The 14,889-nt window shown below is 50.4% G+C and carries 13 protein-coding genes and 2 pseudogenes; 6 read left to right on the forward strand and 9 right to left on the reverse strand.

Annotated features, from left to right (window positions below; translation table 11 throughout):
- Positions 1 to 119: 119 nt before the first annotated feature.
- Positions 120 to 362: a hypothetical protein gene (locus tag OAN307_RS06920; protein ID WP_015499076.1), complete on the reverse strand. Its 243-nt coding sequence runs from the start codon at positions 360 to 362 to the stop codon at positions 120 to 122.
- A 19-nt stretch (positions 363 to 381) separates the two neighbouring features.
- The gene (locus tag OAN307_RS06925) at positions 382 to 978 is read right to left on the reverse strand and encodes a tyrosine-type recombinase/integrase (protein ID WP_015499077.1); all 597 of its coding nucleotides are present in this window, start codon (positions 976 to 978) and stop codon (positions 382 to 384) included.
- Positions 979 to 1,497: 519 nt separating this feature from the next.
- Here OAN307_RS06925 and OAN307_RS06935 point away from each other — a divergent pair.
- Complete coding sequence (locus tag OAN307_RS06935) at positions 1,498 to 2,595, forward strand: IS3 family transposase (RefSeq protein ID WP_015499078.1); 1,098 nt, start codon at positions 1,498 to 1,500, stop codon at positions 2,593 to 2,595.
- 8 nt (positions 2,596 to 2,603) lie between these two features.
- Here the strand turns inward: OAN307_RS06935 and OAN307_RS06940 are convergent, their stop codons facing one another.
- A complete protein-coding gene (locus tag OAN307_RS06940) occupies positions 2,604 to 2,978 on the reverse strand; it encodes a hypothetical protein (protein ID WP_015499079.1) in 375 nt (124 codons plus the stop codon).
- Positions 2,979 to 3,037: 59 nt separating this feature from the next.
- Here OAN307_RS06940 and OAN307_RS28870 point away from each other — a divergent pair, with 59 nt between their 5' ends.
- Positions 3,038 to 3,214: a hypothetical protein gene (locus OAN307_RS28870; protein WP_015499080.1), complete on the forward strand. Its 177-nt coding sequence runs from the start codon at positions 3,038 to 3,040 to the stop codon at positions 3,212 to 3,214.
- Positions 3,215 to 3,368: 154 nt separating this feature from the next.
- Here the strand turns inward: OAN307_RS28870 and OAN307_RS06945 are convergent, their stop codons facing one another.
- Positions 3,369 to 4,703, reverse strand: a complete 1,335-nt coding sequence (locus tag OAN307_RS06945; RefSeq protein ID WP_245540988.1) for an aminotransferase-like domain-containing protein — start codon at positions 4,701 to 4,703, stop codon at positions 3,369 to 3,371.
- Positions 4,704 to 4,854: 151 nt separating this feature from the next.
- Between OAN307_RS06945 and OAN307_RS31155 the strand changes: the two genes are divergently transcribed.
- Positions 4,855 to 5,082, forward strand: a complete 228-nt coding sequence (locus tag OAN307_RS31155) for a DUF1127 domain-containing protein (protein WP_051067963.1) — start codon at positions 4,855 to 4,857, stop codon at positions 5,080 to 5,082.
- Positions 5,083 to 5,175: 93 nt separating this feature from the next.
- Positions 5,176 to 6,292 (forward strand): annotated as a pseudogene (locus OAN307_RS25995) (IS5 family transposase).
- Positions 6,293 to 6,620: 328 nt separating this feature from the next.
- Here the strand turns inward: OAN307_RS25995 and OAN307_RS06960 are convergent.
- Both OAN307_RS06960 and OAN307_RS06965 read right to left on the reverse strand, forming a co-directional pair.
- Positions 6,621 to 7,844, reverse strand: a complete 1,224-nt coding sequence (locus tag OAN307_RS06960) for an NADH:flavin oxidoreductase/NADH oxidase family protein (protein WP_015499082.1) — start codon at positions 7,842 to 7,844, stop codon at positions 6,621 to 6,623.
- Positions 7,841 to 8,143 carry an ArsR/SmtB family transcription factor gene (locus OAN307_RS06965; RefSeq protein ID WP_044043349.1) on the reverse strand — a complete coding sequence of 101 codons (303 nt, stop codon included), beginning with the start codon at positions 8,141 to 8,143 and terminating at the stop codon, positions 7,841 to 7,843. The genes OAN307_RS06960 and OAN307_RS06965 overlap by 4 nt, the downstream gene beginning before the upstream one ends.
- A gap of 336 nt (positions 8,144 to 8,479) precedes the next feature.
- Between OAN307_RS06965 and OAN307_RS31160 the strand changes: the two are divergent.
- A pseudogene (locus tag OAN307_RS31160) lies at positions 8,480 to 8,704 on the forward strand (IS5/IS1182 family transposase); the annotation flags it as partial.
- A gap of 148 nt (positions 8,705 to 8,852) precedes the next feature.
- Here OAN307_RS31160 and katG read toward each other — a convergent pair.
- Positions 8,853 to 11,027 carry a catalase/peroxidase HPI gene (katG, locus tag OAN307_RS06980; RefSeq protein ID WP_015499085.1) on the reverse strand — a complete coding sequence of 725 codons (2,175 nt, stop codon included), beginning with the start codon at positions 11,025 to 11,027 and terminating at the stop codon, positions 8,853 to 8,855.
- A 124-nt stretch (positions 11,028 to 11,151) separates the two neighbouring features.
- On the opposite strand from katG, the gene OAN307_RS06985 reads away from it, so the two are divergent.
- Positions 11,152 to 12,087 (forward strand): hydrogen peroxide-inducible genes activator, encoded by a 936-nt coding sequence (locus OAN307_RS06985; protein ID WP_015499086.1) that lies wholly within the window; start codon positions 11,152 to 11,154, stop codon positions 12,085 to 12,087.
- 546 nt (positions 12,088 to 12,633) lie between these two features.
- On the opposite strand, the gene OAN307_RS06990 is transcribed toward OAN307_RS06985, so the two are convergent.
- Together OAN307_RS06990 and OAN307_RS06995 are read right to left on the reverse strand one after the other, a co-directional pair.
- On the reverse strand, positions 12,634 to 13,518 hold the full coding sequence (locus tag OAN307_RS06990) for a DMT family transporter (protein WP_015499087.1): 885 nt from the start codon (positions 13,516 to 13,518) through the stop codon (positions 12,634 to 12,636).
- A gap of 199 nt (positions 13,519 to 13,717) precedes the next feature.
- Positions 13,718 to 14,593, reverse strand: a complete 876-nt coding sequence (locus tag OAN307_RS06995; protein WP_044043354.1) for a lysophospholipid acyltransferase family protein — start codon at positions 14,591 to 14,593, stop codon at positions 13,718 to 13,720.
- Between the last annotated feature and the right edge of the window lie 296 nt (positions 14,594 to 14,889).

Below are 14,889 nucleotides of genomic sequence, written 5' to 3' on the forward strand. Positions count from 1 at the left end.
AGATTGATCGCTGCCGATTTTGCCCCACCAAGGTTTTCTGCCCAATTATTCAGATTAGTATTATCTAGGTTCTGTTTGTTTTCAACTATGAGTTCAACTGAAAGGGAAATTGTAGGCCCTTATTTTCCAAGCTCAATATGATACTCAGCGATGTCAACAAATTTTGGATTCAAATCAATCTTGAAATTCCTGTCCTCACGCGAACCCTGAAGTACAGCGTCTCCATGGTCATCAGCTTTGTTCGCATCAAATTCAAAATTAATATTTTTTCGCCGCTTCCAGTTCTGATACTTCGACTTATCTTCGAACGTAAAACGCGCCTTTTTAATGTGACAAATGATCAACTGTGACGATGTGGGCATTATAATTTCCAATTCGATTTCAGATTATGTCAACGATGCTTCGACGAGCCTTCTCAGAATACTCTATGTATCGCTCCGTCGTCTGTAAAGACGAGTGACCAGCCAAGTACTGCACATCACGCAGCGATCCACCAACTGTCGTGATTTTTTGAGCAGCATTGGTGACGAATGTCCTGCGTCCGCTGTGAGACGAACATCCAATCAAGCCAAGGTCTCGGTACCAGCCGCTAAACATGTTAACGATGGCCTGCGGGCTTGTTCGATCTGACCGCTCTGTCCTGATCACGTGATCTGCTGCACCAAAGCCTTTTCCCTTCAACCGCACATCATAGAGCTCGTTCAGTTTGGCCTTCAGGTCTTTGTTCAATGGTATCCGTCGACCAGAATTGCCCTTCGAGGCATCGTTGGACAGGCTGAGATGGGCGGAGAGCGTGCCGTCAGCATCAAGCACCATCTCCCACCGTAGTTTTGCGATCTCCTTGGCCCTCAGACCTGCTTTGATCGAGAGCAAGAATATTGTCTGATTTCGAAGTGTGTTTCGTCGGCCAGCCAAGTAGTTTTGAACTGCGCTGACCTGACTCCTGTTGAGTACCTTCGCTTGCTTGCCGAGTGCCATTTGAACCTCATTATAAAATCTTCTATTTAGATTATATGGTCATGGGTTCTGAGGGAGCACTATGGATCTGCTAGTAGATATCGCATATTAACAATTGTTTAGGGTGACTGATGATAATTTCTAAGTTCTATCATCAGTCAGATTATCGGCTTCTGGTGTCATCTGTTCACGTTGTTGGAAGGGCCGACTACGTAAACCATTTAGCAATTATTGTCTGCGGCCATCTGGATTCCTGAGTTTAGGTCCTGCGCCTGCGCTTTGGCGAACTGATGGATCATCACCTTGAGGTGGGCCGTCATGCAAACGTTCTGCCTTTGGCATGCTCGCCAAGGTCTAAACTGCAATGTTTTTGGTACCCTGAAGCACATCATGATTATGTTGGCTAAATATGCCATTCAATTACTCTAAGGGTTGGGCATACTTAAGATTGAAAGCTCCAAGTGGGGCGGTAATCCCCCTGAAAAATGGTTGTGTTGAAAACTAGAATTTTCACGGCAAGATAAGCCAAGGAGATTCACGATGAAGAAATCACGTTATTCAGAGGCACAGATTGTCTCGATCTTGAAAGAGGCTGAGAATGGTGTGCCTGTATCTGAACTGTGCCGGACGCATGGAATGAGCAGCGCTGCGTTTTACCAATGGCGATCAAAGTATGGTGGCATGGATGCATCGCTCATTTCGGAGATGAAGCATTTGCAGGCTGAGAATGCGCGTCTGAAACGCATGTATGCGGATATGGCGATGCAAAATGAATTGGTGAAGGAAGCCCTCGCAAAAAAAGTAATGAGGCCGTCTTTCCGACGAGAGATGGCCCAATATGCAGTTGATGAGCGTGGCGTAAGCGTTGCTTTGGTGTGCCGTGCTTTCTCGATCAGCCAACGGTGCTTTCGGTATGTGCCGCTGTTGGCTGACGAAAATGAAGAAATCGAGGATTGGTTGATTGCGTTGACCAAGGCCCGCAAGAACTGGGGCTTTGGTCTGTGCTTCCTGTATTTGCGCAACATTAAGGGCTTCAAATGGAACCACAAACGGGTTCGTCGGATTTATTGTGAGCTGGAATTGAACCTGCGGATCAAGCCCCGTAAACGGCTAAAGCGTGAGCGCCCTGAGCCACTATCTGTGCCAGATCGACCTAACCAAGTGTGGTCTATGGATTTTATGTCTGATCAGCTGTGGAGCGGGAAAACGTTCCGCACGCTGAATATCATCGACGACTTTAACCGCGAAGGTTTGGCCATTGATGTGGACTTCTCACTGCCAGCGGCGCGGGTCGTGCGCAGCCTAAACCAGGTCATCGCGTGGCGAGGGAAACCTGCAATGATACGCGTAGACAACGGCCCGGAATATGTCAGTGGCAAGCTCATCGAGTGGGCCAGCAAGCACCACATAACGCTAAGCTACATCCAGCCAGGAAAACCACAACAAAACGCTTACATTGAGCGATACAACAGAACTGTGCGCAACGAATGGCTTGGAACTCACATCTTTCACAGCATTCAGGAGGTGCAAGATCATGCCACACAATGGCTATGGACTTACAACAACGACAGACCCAACATGGGGATAGGCGGCATCACACCCGCTATGAAACTGAACCAATACAAAATGGCCGCGTAGTTCTAGCTTTAAACAGCCCCACAAATGGGGGGATTACCCAGGGATGCATATTTCTTAACCACATCTAGGGCCAAGCACTCTTCGATAGTAATACCACCGTCAAAATCGACTGCTAGAAAATCTGTTGCGACGAAGTTGGCAGCTTTGCGTTTCTCGTCCTTGTATACATAGCTAAATGCCCAGCCACGCTTAATGGTTTCTTCGAATTGGGTGAGGGTGACTTCGATCGGTTGAAAACCTTCAGCGAGGTGTGCCAGATTGTCAGGTTTTTGCTTGTTGATCAGTATGGGATTGAATGATGTCCAGAAGGCTCTGTCTGATGACATTGAATTGCTCCCGATGGCTTTGCTGCCTAACATTGAGTTGATAATGCTCAACTGCAATTTAAGCGATCCTTTGACGATAACTGAAAGTAGGTTCGCTGCAAGTCGGGCGTCCTGGAGTGCCGGACGATACGTTTAAGCAAAGCGCCCGCGATGGGCTTAAGCAGGAAATTTATGATTTGCTCTACGATGAAAAGACCGGTTTCCCTGCAGAAAAATACGACGACGAGGCATTGGACACGAAAACCGATGCGTTGTTTCAGCTCTTTGAAAGCAGATATTCGATGCGAGTTTGAAGCGCGGCATATGCATGACTTTTTAACTCGTCCCACAGCCGGGGAGCTGAAGGAAGACGTTAAAAAACTCACCCTAATCAGACCTTGGAGTTACACCCAAAGCCCGGATTTTAAGCCGTCTGTCTTTGAAAGGGCGCGTGGGTGATCGCGTTGCTCAGCTGTCGACCAGGACACTTGGATTGGCCAGCAAGTCGTTCATGTCGTTCAAAGCTCTAAGGAATAATTCGTCGGCTACGCAGGTGTTGATGGCAAGGCGTACAGCGTTAGGCGCGAACCCATCAGATAATGAAAACTCGTCAGCGGGCTTAATCAAAATGCCGCGCTTTTCACAGGCGAGTGTAAAACTGGATGCGCGCCAACCTTGTGGCATGTTCAAATAGACAAAGGGTGCATCGTCACGCCAACGCAAGTCCCATGCGCCCAATATATTTACGGCGATACGTACACGACGACACGTTTCCAATACGACACGATCGCGAATTTCTCCCGCCGCACCGCTCGTCAGGAGATCATGGCACAGATCTAATATCGGTTGTGACACGCCATAAAAAGAACTTTGGGCTGTTTGCCGCAGCCCTTTGTTCAAACCAACAGGCGCAATGACATAGCCAAACCGCAATGAGCCGCTCACCGATTTGGTAAGGGATGACACAAGGTAGCTTTGTTCGGGCAATATTGCGCGGTAGCTAGGAATGTCAGTTACAGTTGTCGTGTGGCAATCGTCTTCGATAATTGTGATATTCATTTGCTGCGCAACCCGCGCAATCTCAATCTTTCGGGCAAGACTGGTGCGGGTTGTGGTGGGGCTATGAACTTCAGCTGCGGTTAACAGGACCTGTCCTCCATGCGTGCGATATGCCTGAACAAGGGCGTCAGGCAGAATTCCTTCGTCATCCATTGGCAACCCAACAGTCTGCGCACGCAGTAACCGGCCAGCGTGGCGCGTACCGGGATAGGCTAGCTCTTCGGTCAAAATTACCGGATTGGGACCGTGAAGTTCAGTTTGTAGCGCAAGAATACAACAGTTCTGTGCGCCGTAGCCCAAAACAATGTCTTCTGGCGTCACATCACCAAGTCGCTTTTGATCAACCCAATTTGCAACTGCAGCGCGCGCCTCAAAATCGGTCTCCGCTGTTGGATAATTGATGTGCCGCCGTCGATGGCTTTCGCCAATTCGAACCAATGCCGCATCAATGATGCGTCCTTGACCCACGTCCGGAACCCGACTGCTGCGAAAGTCGGCCAAAGTATCAAGCGGCAAATTCACCAAGGGCGACACAGCCTCAATCGGACGCGCGCGGTCTTTGGCGACAAATGTTCCGCGCCCCACTTCGGCACGCAACAACCCTTCTTCGGTCAACAGTGAGTAAGCCCGCGCGACAGTTCCCGGTGTAATCTTGACCCGAAACGCCAAGTCACGCACCGGTGGCAATTTCGAGCCTGGAACGAGCTGGCCAGATACAATGCCGTCACGGATAGCTTGGGCCAAGGCTTTGTACTTGGATTTCCCCGCGTTTGTGAGGCTTGGCTCCCATATTGTACTTGATACAATCATTCTATAGCACTCTTTTTGACAAATTTGTACTAATACACATACTGAATGATCAAACTGTGTCAATACAATCCATAAAGGAAAGCCCATGTCTCCCTTAGAACACAACACACAGCTCATCTTTCTCGATAATCAAGTTCGCATTCCTTCACTTGCGCGCCTGCTTCTAGTTTCCGCTGTCGTTGTCACTAAGTGGGACCGACAGCGCACAACACGCAAAACGCTAAAGAGCCTAGAGCCGCATCGCCTAGATGACGTTGGCATCAGTAAACAAAGTGCGAGGATTGAGGGAGAAAAGTCCTTCTGGAAAGACTGATAAAGCTGAGTCGGAATAGAGTTCAAACGGTTTTGTCGCACAAATTGAGTTCCGGGGATTCACCACATGAATCCAGCGTGGTAGCTGGAGCGAATAAGCAACTGGACATCGACGACTTACAAGATCAGGAATTGGCCTCACTACAACCAAGCCCTAAAGCAGCGTAGTTCGCTATCGATTTGGTTTGACGCAGGGATGGCGTGGAAGGCGATACCATCTGGCAATAGGGGACGTCAGCAGGTTTATACTGATGCGGCGAAACAAGCTTGCCTGACGATCAAGGTGCTGTTTGGTTTGCCTTTGTTTGAGGCAAGCGACTGGGTTCGTTGAAAGCTTGCTGGAATTGGCCGGGCTTGACTGGTCAGTGCCAACCTTCAGCTCTTTGTGTCGACGGAAGAGAATGTTGCCGATCGCCATTCTCTATCGCGGCTCAATGAGGCCGTTACATCTGCTTATCGATAATACGGGCATTAAAGCCCCCCTCTCTGCAGATTGCTTTGCAATCGCCTGCCGGGCAGCGGAGGGCGAAGGGAGGTGGAACGCCCGCAAGCACTCCTCTCACACATGCAAGCATGTGTTGCTGGGCAAGGGGTGGTTCTAAACGCGGCCTCTGGCGCAAGATACACATTGGTATTGATGAGCAAACACTGGAAATACGCGCAGTCGAGGTCACGAGTAGCAGCATCAGCCCCTTTCATGGTTTGCAAACAAACCACTGCCGGGCAATGGACGCACCTATTTTACCTGATCTGCTCAACCAGATCCCGTCGGACCAGGAAATAGGCAGCGTCACAGGGGACGTGGCTTACGATACCCGCAAATGCCATGATGCAATTTCTGCCCGCAATGCAAATGCTGTAATCCCCCCAGGGCTCCGCCCGTCCAGGGCTGAATTGATTCACTGGATCAATTTCAAAACGCCCCAAACCCGCGCAAGAATGCGAAGTTGTGGAAGCCTGACACACCCGGAGCCAGCGCGCGAAACGAAGCGGTGCTATCCTCAAAGTATCTGGGTCGAGCGTTGTGGCGACAGTTAACTGGATATCACCGTCGAAGCCGCGTTGAGACGAAAATGCATTGTGTGAAATTGCTTGGTCAATGCCTGTTGCCGCGCGACTTTGATCGCCAGGTTGCGTAGGTCCAGATCCGCGTCGCGATACTAAACGGCTTCATAGCTCTTGGCATATCCAGTACCGTTGCCATAGGCTGAGTCCGTCTGGGGTGAGAGGAAGCACAACCTTAGGGAGATTTGTGCAACAAAGCCGTTTGATGTGCTAACACAGTATCTCAACACAATAATGCAACATAGTTTTCGACCACAGTGTTTGCGTGCATCGTTAAAATACTTTGATGTTGAACACTGTTGTTTCGCATGGCTTGTTGATGCTGACTTTTGTTGGATTTGACGTTGTGGGCGGGAGCAGGGTGTTCGCTGCTCAATGCACACAGACGGACTATCCGGGCACTCCAACCTATTGCCATCGATCCATCAATGGCCGCTTCAGGAGTTCACTGGAGACTACTTAGCGCATCCAATGTTATTGGCGTCTGGTCTCGATCCACTTGTCCGTCGTGATCTTGATCTGCTGCATATAGCTTTCATGCCCCTCAATGACTGACAACGACAAGTCGGGTTGACCCGTCTTCCCGGCAAGCGCCAACTGAGCGCAAAACCAACTGAGAACTGCGCCACGAGGAAGAGTGTCAGCGGGAGGGAAATCTTGCTCAATCGCAGGAGCTTTATCAATCGTACCGTTGAGCAATTTTGCAGCGAAGCTTGGCTCGGTAATGAATGGACGTCCCATGCCAATCAGATCAGTCTTGCCATTTTCAATAGCATCGTTCATGATGTTTGCCGACCTGAACCCACCCGTGACCATCAACGGAATGTTTAGCACCGCCTTGATTGCGACGGCATAATCCAGAAAATAGGCTTCACGCGCTTTGGTTGATCCATTTTTTGATGTGTGTTGATAAGCAGTTGGTTCCTCAAAATTGCCACCTGAGATTTCGATGAAATCTACACCCTCATCTTGCAGCATAATAGCAACCTCAACCGAGCCCGCGTGATCAAAGCCACCTTTTTGGAAGTCGGACGAGTTCAGCTTAATTGCTACGATAAAGCGAGGATCAACAGCTGCGCGGACGGCCCTGACTACATCCAACGCCAACCGCGCCCTATTCTCCAAAGTGCCGCCCCAACGATCGGTGCGGGTGTTTATCCGTGGCGAAAGGGCCGAGCTCAGCAGATAGCCGTGGGCTGCATGAATTTCGATGCCATCAAATCCGGCGTCTTGCGCAAGCTTCGCTGAATGCACGAATTTCTTGATGATTATACCAAATTCGGCTTCTGTCGCAGGGACCGGCTCACCATAACCAGCAAGGTTCAATTTCACATTAGAAATCGAGGTTGGGTGAGCATTTATCGCCTCAGGTGTTTGCCGCCCCGCATGGGCGAGCTGCACAAGAACTTTAGCCCCACCGCTTTGAGCTGCTGCCACAAGTGCTGACACTTGCTTCATGTCCGAATGTGCGTCCAAGACAAAATTTCCAGCATGTTCAAGGTGCATCCTGTCTACAGGCGTGTTGCCAGTGATCAGCAGGGCCGCTCCGCCGACGCTCCATTGTGCAAAGAGGTCAATTTGGGCCTGTGTCGGATTGTTATGCTCATCCGCAAGTGCCTCTGACATTGCAGATTTCACAATGCGGTTCTTGAGCAAAACACCGTTTGGCAGGACAAGCACTTTGTTGATCCCGTTCATTGCAGCTCCTCTGACAGTTTGCTGAGTGTGGCCGCAATAACGTCTTCATCGCGACGGTAGAACGTCCACTGGCCGTGCCGCTCCGATACAACAAGCCCTGCGTCTTTAAGCAACTTCATGTAGGTGGAAATCGTCGATTGCGAGAGACCTGCCTTTTCTTGAATGTAACCAACGCAGACCCCGCTCAGGTCAGTATGCTCTGGTAGTGCGGGGGGGAAGTTGGAGCGTTTCTTGAGCCAGACAAGGATCTGGCGGCGAGTGGAGTTATTGAGGGCCGAAATGACCTTATCTACATTCATATATCGATATATCACGATATAAACCTTCAATGTCAAGGCCGAAACTAAATCACATCAAAGAAAGCGACGTTAACTGTCTTTCAGCTGACCCACACTTTCTGGCTGACAACTCCAACACACGAACATACTGTGTAATTCAAAGATTATATCAAGGTCGTTGAGAGCTACTTCATTCCGTTCTTTGGCAAAGTATTCATTACCAACATCGACCATCAAAAGATCCAGGAATTCAATGCATGGCGCGTTGCGCAAATTGGCCATGAACCCAAAGCGTCAACGTTGAACACGCACAACTAAGCCATTAACAAGGTTTACGCTCAGGCTGCTGGGCAAATGCATGGGCGCTTTCGCGTCAGTGATTTGTTGCGTCATCTGTTTAAGACGACTGTGGTGTGATGCATGGCGGAGGGGTTGGTGAGTGGCCAGCTCTTTGCGGCAGATGCCAGTTTAATCGAGGCAGATGCCAAAAAGCAGAACTCAACGCCGAAGGGAGATTGGGATGCATCGACGATAAATCCCGAAGATGCGTCGCGTGCTGTTCGCGAGTACCTCGACGTTCTGGGGTTCTGTCGCCTGATTTGCAGGAGAAGCTCGAGGCAAAAGCGAAAAATAAAAAGAAGATTTTATCCAAACCATATCTAGACCATCTTTTTGTTCGGTTGATCAACTACGTCGCCCGGGCAAGCTGGCTGCCCGGGCAAATATTAGGTCAGGCCACGAGGTCGTACCTGTCAGCGATCATCACCTTTGTCCAAGCGGCTACAAAATCACGCACAAACTTTTCGGCGTTGTCGTCTTGGGCGTAAACCTCAACGTAGGCGCGCAGGATCGAGTTGGATCCGAATACAAGGTCAGCGCTGGTTGCTGTCCATTTGACTGCGCCTGTCTTACGATCGCAAAGTTCATAGAACCCATCATTATCGACCGGATGCCAGCTGTAGGCCATGCTGGTCAAGTTGACGAAGAAGTCCGTGGACAACGTCCCTTCGCGGTCAGTGAACACGCCATGTTTGGACTCACCATAGTTGGCACCAAGCACCCGCATACCACCAACAAGCACTACCATCTCCGCAGCAGTGAGGCCCAGCAATTGCGCCCGGTCAAGCATCAGCTCTTCGGGACGAACTGCGTAGATTTCTTTCTGCCAGTTGCGAAATCCATCAGCCAAGGGCTCAAGGTCGCTAAAGCTGTCTCCGTCGGTCTGTTCTTCGGTTGCGTCGCCACGGCCCTTCTCAAATGGAACCTCAACAATATGGCCACCGGCCTTGATTGCCTGCTCAAGCCCAACATTCCCAGCCAGAACGATTACGTCCGCGAGGGACGCACCCGCGTCCAGTGCGATTGGCGCGAGGATGCCCAGAACCTTTTCGAGGCGGATGGGTTCATTACCTTCCCAATTTTTCTGGGGTGACAGGCGGATACGTGCGCCATTGGCACCACCGCGCTTGTCAGAACTCCGGAAGGTCCGGGCGCTGTCCCAAGCCGTATTCACCATCTCGATGGCGGTCAGCCCACTGTTTGCGATCTTGTCTTTCACAGCGGCTGCATCGTAGTCGGCATTACCGGCTGGTACCGGATCTTGCCAAATCAGATCTTCTGGGGGCACATCAGGACCGTAGTAATTAACTTTTGGACCCATATCGCGGTGCGTAAGCTTGAACCAAGCGCGCGAAAAAGTGTCAGCAAGATACGTTGGGTCTTTATGAAACCGCTCGCAAATTTCGCGGTATATCGGGTCAACCTTCATCGCCATATCTGCGTCTGTCATGATCGGGTTGTGCTTGATCGAAGGGTCGCTTGCATCAGGCACCTTATGCTCTTCAGCAATATTGACCGGCTCCCACTGCCATGCGCCAGCGCGAGATTTTTTCAGCTCCCATTCATAACCAAACAGAAGGTCAAGATAACCATTGTCCCACTGGGTTGGGTTCGTGGTCCAGGCACCCTCAAGGCCCGATGTGTGGGCTGTGTTCGCTTTGCCGTTGAAATTAGGATTGTTCCAGCCAAACCCAGCCTCGCTCATACTCGCCTCTTCGGGTGCTGGTCCAATATTCGCTTCCATACCATGGCACTTGCCGACAGTGTGGCCGCCGACCGTCAATGCGGCAGTCTCTTCGTCGTTCATCGCCATGCGCAAGAAAGTCATGCGCACATACTTTGCGGTAGACGCTGGATTAGGGTTACCGTTCACCCCCTCAGGGTTCACGTAGATTAACCCCATATGCGACGCAGCAAGTGGGTTATACATGCTATTGGCATCTTCAATATTGGTCACGCGCTCGTCGGTTGGCGCAAGCAGAACGCTATCATTGCCCCAGTTGATATCGATCTCGGGGCCCCAGATATCTTCGCGACCGAATCCGAAGCCAAAGGTGTTCAACCCCATCGAATCGTAGGCAATTGTGCCTGACAGAACGATCAGGTCAGCCCAGGACAATGCGTTTCCGTGTTTTTTCTTGATTGGCCACAACAAACGGCGGGCCTTGTCTAGGCTGGCATTATCCGGCCATGAGTTAAGAGGAGCAAAGCGAAGGTTACCTGTGCCTGCGCCTCCGCGACCGTCGCCTAGACGGTACGAACCGGCTGCATGCCATGCCAAACGGATGAACAACCCACCGTAGTGACCCCAATCTGCTGGCCACCAGTCTTGGCTGTCGGTCATTAACGCTTGAACGTCTGCCTTAACTGCCTCGTAATCCAGGGCCTTCACAGCGTCACGATGGTTGTAATCCACATCCATAGGGTTGGTCCGAGCGCCATGCTGGTGCAGGATGTCAAGGTTCAGCGACTTGGGCCACCATGATGTAACTGGCCGTTCAACAGTTGTGTTACTGCCGTGCATAACCGGGCAGCCACCTGTTGCGTTCACATTGTTTCCGTCCATGATATTCTCCAAATTTTTCTGTTTGGCACCGACAGCAGCACGTCGGCTCTTTCCAAGAGAGTATAGACCCCCAATCACTATAATTTCAAATTGAATAATCTTACTGTTACGATAAGCTGAGCCTATGAAGAATTTAACACTCAAGCATCTACGCTACTTTGATGCGTTGGCCCGCTACCAGCACTTTGGACGCGCCGCTGAGGCATGTTCAATCTCTCAGCCAGCTCTTTCCTTGCAAGTCAAAGAGTTGGAAGCAGTGTTTGGTACTGCTCTCGTCGAACGCAGTGCCCCAAGGATCCGTCTGACCACAGTGGGGAAAGACTTTATCAGTAAGGGACGGCAGATCCTTCTGGCCGTCGAAGAACTAGAAGATCTCATGCGTACGTCCAAAAATCCTTTATCTGGACGCTTACGGCTTGGTATAATTCCAACCGTGGCCCCTTATCTACTGCCTGAGATCCTTTTGGCTCTTTCAGAGCGCTATCCCGGATTGGAACTTGAGGTGCGCGAAACAAAGACGAAGTCTTTGATTGAAGATTTATCGGAAGGTCTTCTAGATTTCGCAGTCGTCGCACTTCCTATCTCGGAAGCAAACCTCAAGGAGTTTGCGCTGTTCGAAGAAGAATTTGCGCTGGTTCGACCAAAGGGGGATGCAGAGAAGCAAATCCCAAGTCCCAAACTCCTCCAGACGATGCGATTGTTATTGCTCGAAGAGGGGCATTGCTTTCGAGATCAAGCCTTGTCGGTGTGCCAAATTTCTAAGGTACGACCGCAACAATTGATGGAAGGGAGTTCTCTTTCAACTCTCGTACAGATGGTAGGTGCTGGAATGGGCGTGACGCTCATTCCAGAGATAGGGATCAGCCTCGAGGCTCGTTCATCGGATGTTTCAATCGTCAGGTTCCCCAATCCAGCACCCAAGCGCACAATCGGTATGGTATGGCGAACCACGAACCCACTGTCCGTCCAGTTGACAGAGATCGGGGAGATCATCCGCGGTGTCGGCCAAAAAAAGCGAGACAGCACTGGAGCATCCGCTGAACGCCTTCTGGGACATTGACGGCAGTGTTGCACAGATCAACTTAAGTGCGGAACGCGCCCTACCCGAGATGGATTTCAGGCCGTGCGTTCGAAGTTGATCTTGTCACGCTTACGTTCCGGTCTCCCAACTCATTTATGCAGCCTTTCGTTCAAAGCCCAAGGGACTTTTGCCCCCCAGCGATGAATGGCGGCGGCGCGGGCTATAGAATCCGTTGATATACTGGAAGATAGCCCCTTCGTTGCACAGTCATTGCACAGTTTTTGGTGTGTTCACGAGCTTTTTGGCTGGGTAATTTACTGTGTTGAACACAGTGTTTGGGTTTGCTGTGCTAACACAGTATCTCAACACAATCATGCGACACAGTAATTGAACACAGTTTTCGACCACAGTGTTTACGTGCACCTTCAAAACACAGCGTTGCTGAACACTTCTGTTACGCATGGCTTGCTGCACTACTGAAAACTGTAGGTATGAACTAAGAACGCAGCTGGGACAGGATACAGCATACTCAAAAAATTGCTGTCGATATTGTTCGGATCTTTGCGATTAACCTTTGATGTGACTTCAAAGCGACCTTCTGCGGACACTTATCAACAGTCCAACCGTCAAACTGATAAGTGCTGCGATGCTTATAGGGCTGAGGCTTTCACCCAAAATCAGCACTCCTAACAATGCACCACCGCCTGGCACCGCAGCAAGGATGGAGGATGTATTCCCATTTCCAATAGTCCTTGATGCATGGGCAATGAAGAGTAGACCAATTAAATTTGGTACAAAGCCTTGGTATACGGCCTGCAGCAACAATGGGCCTAAAGGCGCGCTCGCAAGACCTGAAGGCAGCCAAAGCGCCCAAACTGGCAGGTAGAGAACCGCATTGACGACTGTCCCACAAAAGATGATCTGCATGGCTCCGAGATTCCACCGCTCGGATAGAACGATAAAGGATGAGAAAAAAAGGGCACCAATCACAAAAAATAGATCACCAATCCATGCATTCGCGCCGCTTGTTACGACAGCGTCCCATGCCAATACTATGGCAGAGGCCAGGATGAGCGTTGCGCCCAGAACCTGCCGCAAGCTGGGTGCTGTCCGGACAAGAACAATCCCGAAGAGAATACTGAAAAGAGGGAGTACGCCGTTCATGAATATCCCACCATGTGCAGCAGGTGCATAGAGGAAGCCTGAAAAGACGAAGAGAATATAGACTGGCCCCAATATGAAGGACAGCAGGGCAATCTGCGTGAGGCGAAGCCCTCGCCAGGGTTTGTAGTAAAGGCAGAGTGGCACAGCAACCAGCGCAGCCAACCCATATCGCATTGCGGCCAGATCATAGATTGTAAGCCCACTGTCATTGGCAATCCGGCTAACGATGAGCCAGAATGACCAGACAAAAACGATGGCCCATGCAGCGGCATAACCGGAGTAATGGGAAGAAATACTGGTGGTCATTTACGATTTGATCAATCTGAAATAATAAGGGAAAGTCCGCAATCCAACTAGTAGGATCTGGCTAAGTTAGAGACAAGAGAGTGCTGTTAAAAACTGGTCTCCATCTCAGCTCAACATAGTTTTCGACCACAGTGTTTGCGTGCAACTTCAAAACACAGGGTTGTTCAACACTTTGGTTACGCACTGAACGTTAGGAAGGTCACACACCGTCCCAACGCCTCAACATCCAGTACCACTGTTCTGGATCAGCCATGATCCGCGCAGATAGGCTGTCATTGAAAGCATGGGTCATTGTAATGCTGTCGGTGTGTGGAATTGGGGCTTCGAAATCAACGTGGAAGGCGTTCCCGTCTTCAGTGCGAGTACCATAGGCTGGTATCATGGGTAGGCCGTATTTGAGTGCGAGCTGGGCCGCTGATAGCGACGTTAAAGCATCATAACCAAGGAAAGGTATTCGCACACCTTCCGAATACTTCTCATCTAATAAGATTGAAATAATACCGCCACCCCGAAGATGTCGCACAAGGGCCTTGGTTCCCACGCGGCCAGTTGCCAAAACTGGCTTTCCCCCTGCTTCAATTCCCGCGAAAATGCGGCGTTCGTAATGGCGGTTCTTGTTTGGCCGATACACAGCTCCGCTTTCAAGCCCCTGCATTTTAATAGCGGCGCGAACAGCTTCCCACTGGCCGAAATGACCAGAAACGATGATGGCGCCCTTGCCGACCGCGTGAGCTTCTTTCAGGGCAACAAGACCAGAGCCTGAGGCGTTGAATTTGTGGTGTTGGGTTTGAAATTCAGCGTCGTGATAAATCTCAAAAAGTGTTCGCCCCATATGTCTGCCCATATTTTGGCCAAGATGAGCGCGTGCACTACGCTTCATATTGGGAAAAACCCGTTTTGCTTCACGGTCAAATCGGCGTCTTGCTGGCGGAAAGCAACGCATAATCACACCAAATGTCGTTCCCAGCCCACGCGATCGCAAATCAAAGGCGCGCCATCGAAGAACAGTCAACGCCGACCACAAAGGGAAATATTTGACGTGATGTAAAACTGATTTTAGAGAAGTTGAAATCATAGCCCTATATGGACGGCTTAAACAGCGATACCAATCGAAAACATAGTATCTCAACATCGTTTTCGACCGCAGTGTTTGCGTGCACCGTCAAAAACGCAGCGTTGCTCAACAATGCTGTTAGGCATGGCTTGCTGGTACTGGCTTTGGTTGGCTCTTACGGGGTTTGATGTTGTGTGCGGGAAGGCGAATTGGTTGCTGCGCCGCGCGGAATCGTTTGATGCCCATGAATCGAACCCAGCCATGATAACGTTGCAGAATGACCGTCATGTGGCATACCTGAAGTCACCGAAGGTTTT

Source organism: Octadecabacter antarcticus 307 (assembly GCF_000155675.2).
Lineage (GTDB): Bacteria > Pseudomonadota > Alphaproteobacteria > Rhodobacterales > Rhodobacteraceae > Octadecabacter > Octadecabacter antarcticus.

Coding starts and splice junctions, on each gene's coding strand:
- OAN307_RS06920 (WP_015499076.1), bottom strand. CDS start 362: ATGCCCACATCGTCACAGTTGATCATTTGTCACATTAAAAAGGCGCGT.
- OAN307_RS06925 (WP_015499077.1), bottom strand. CDS start 978: ATGGCACTCGGCAAGCAAGCGAAGGTACTCAACAGGAGTCAGGTCAGC.
- OAN307_RS06935 (WP_015499078.1), top strand. CDS start 1,498: ATGAAGAAATCACGTTATTCAGAGGCACAGATTGTCTCGATCTTGAAA.
- OAN307_RS31155 (WP_051067963.1), top strand. CDS start 4,855: ATGTCTCCCTTAGAACACAACACACAGCTCATCTTTCTCGATAATCAA.
- OAN307_RS06960 (WP_015499082.1), bottom strand. CDS start 7,844: ATGAACGGGATCAACAAAGTGCTTGTCCTGCCAAACGGTGTTTTGCTC.
- OAN307_RS06965 (WP_044043349.1), bottom strand. CDS start 8,143: ATGAATGTAGATAAGGTCATTTCGGCCCTCAATAACTCCACTCGCCGC.
- katG (WP_015499085.1), bottom strand. CDS start 11,027: ATGGACGGAAACAATGTGAACGCAACAGGTGGCTGCCCGGTTATGCAC.
- OAN307_RS06985 (WP_015499086.1), top strand. CDS start 11,152: ATGAAGAATTTAACACTCAAGCATCTACGCTACTTTGATGCGTTGGCC.
- OAN307_RS06990 (WP_015499087.1), bottom strand. CDS start 13,518: ATGACCACCAGTATTTCTTCCCATTACTCCGGTTATGCCGCTGCATGG.
- OAN307_RS06995 (WP_044043354.1), bottom strand. CDS start 14,593: ATGATTTCAACTTCTCTAAAATCAGTTTTACATCACGTCAAATATTTC.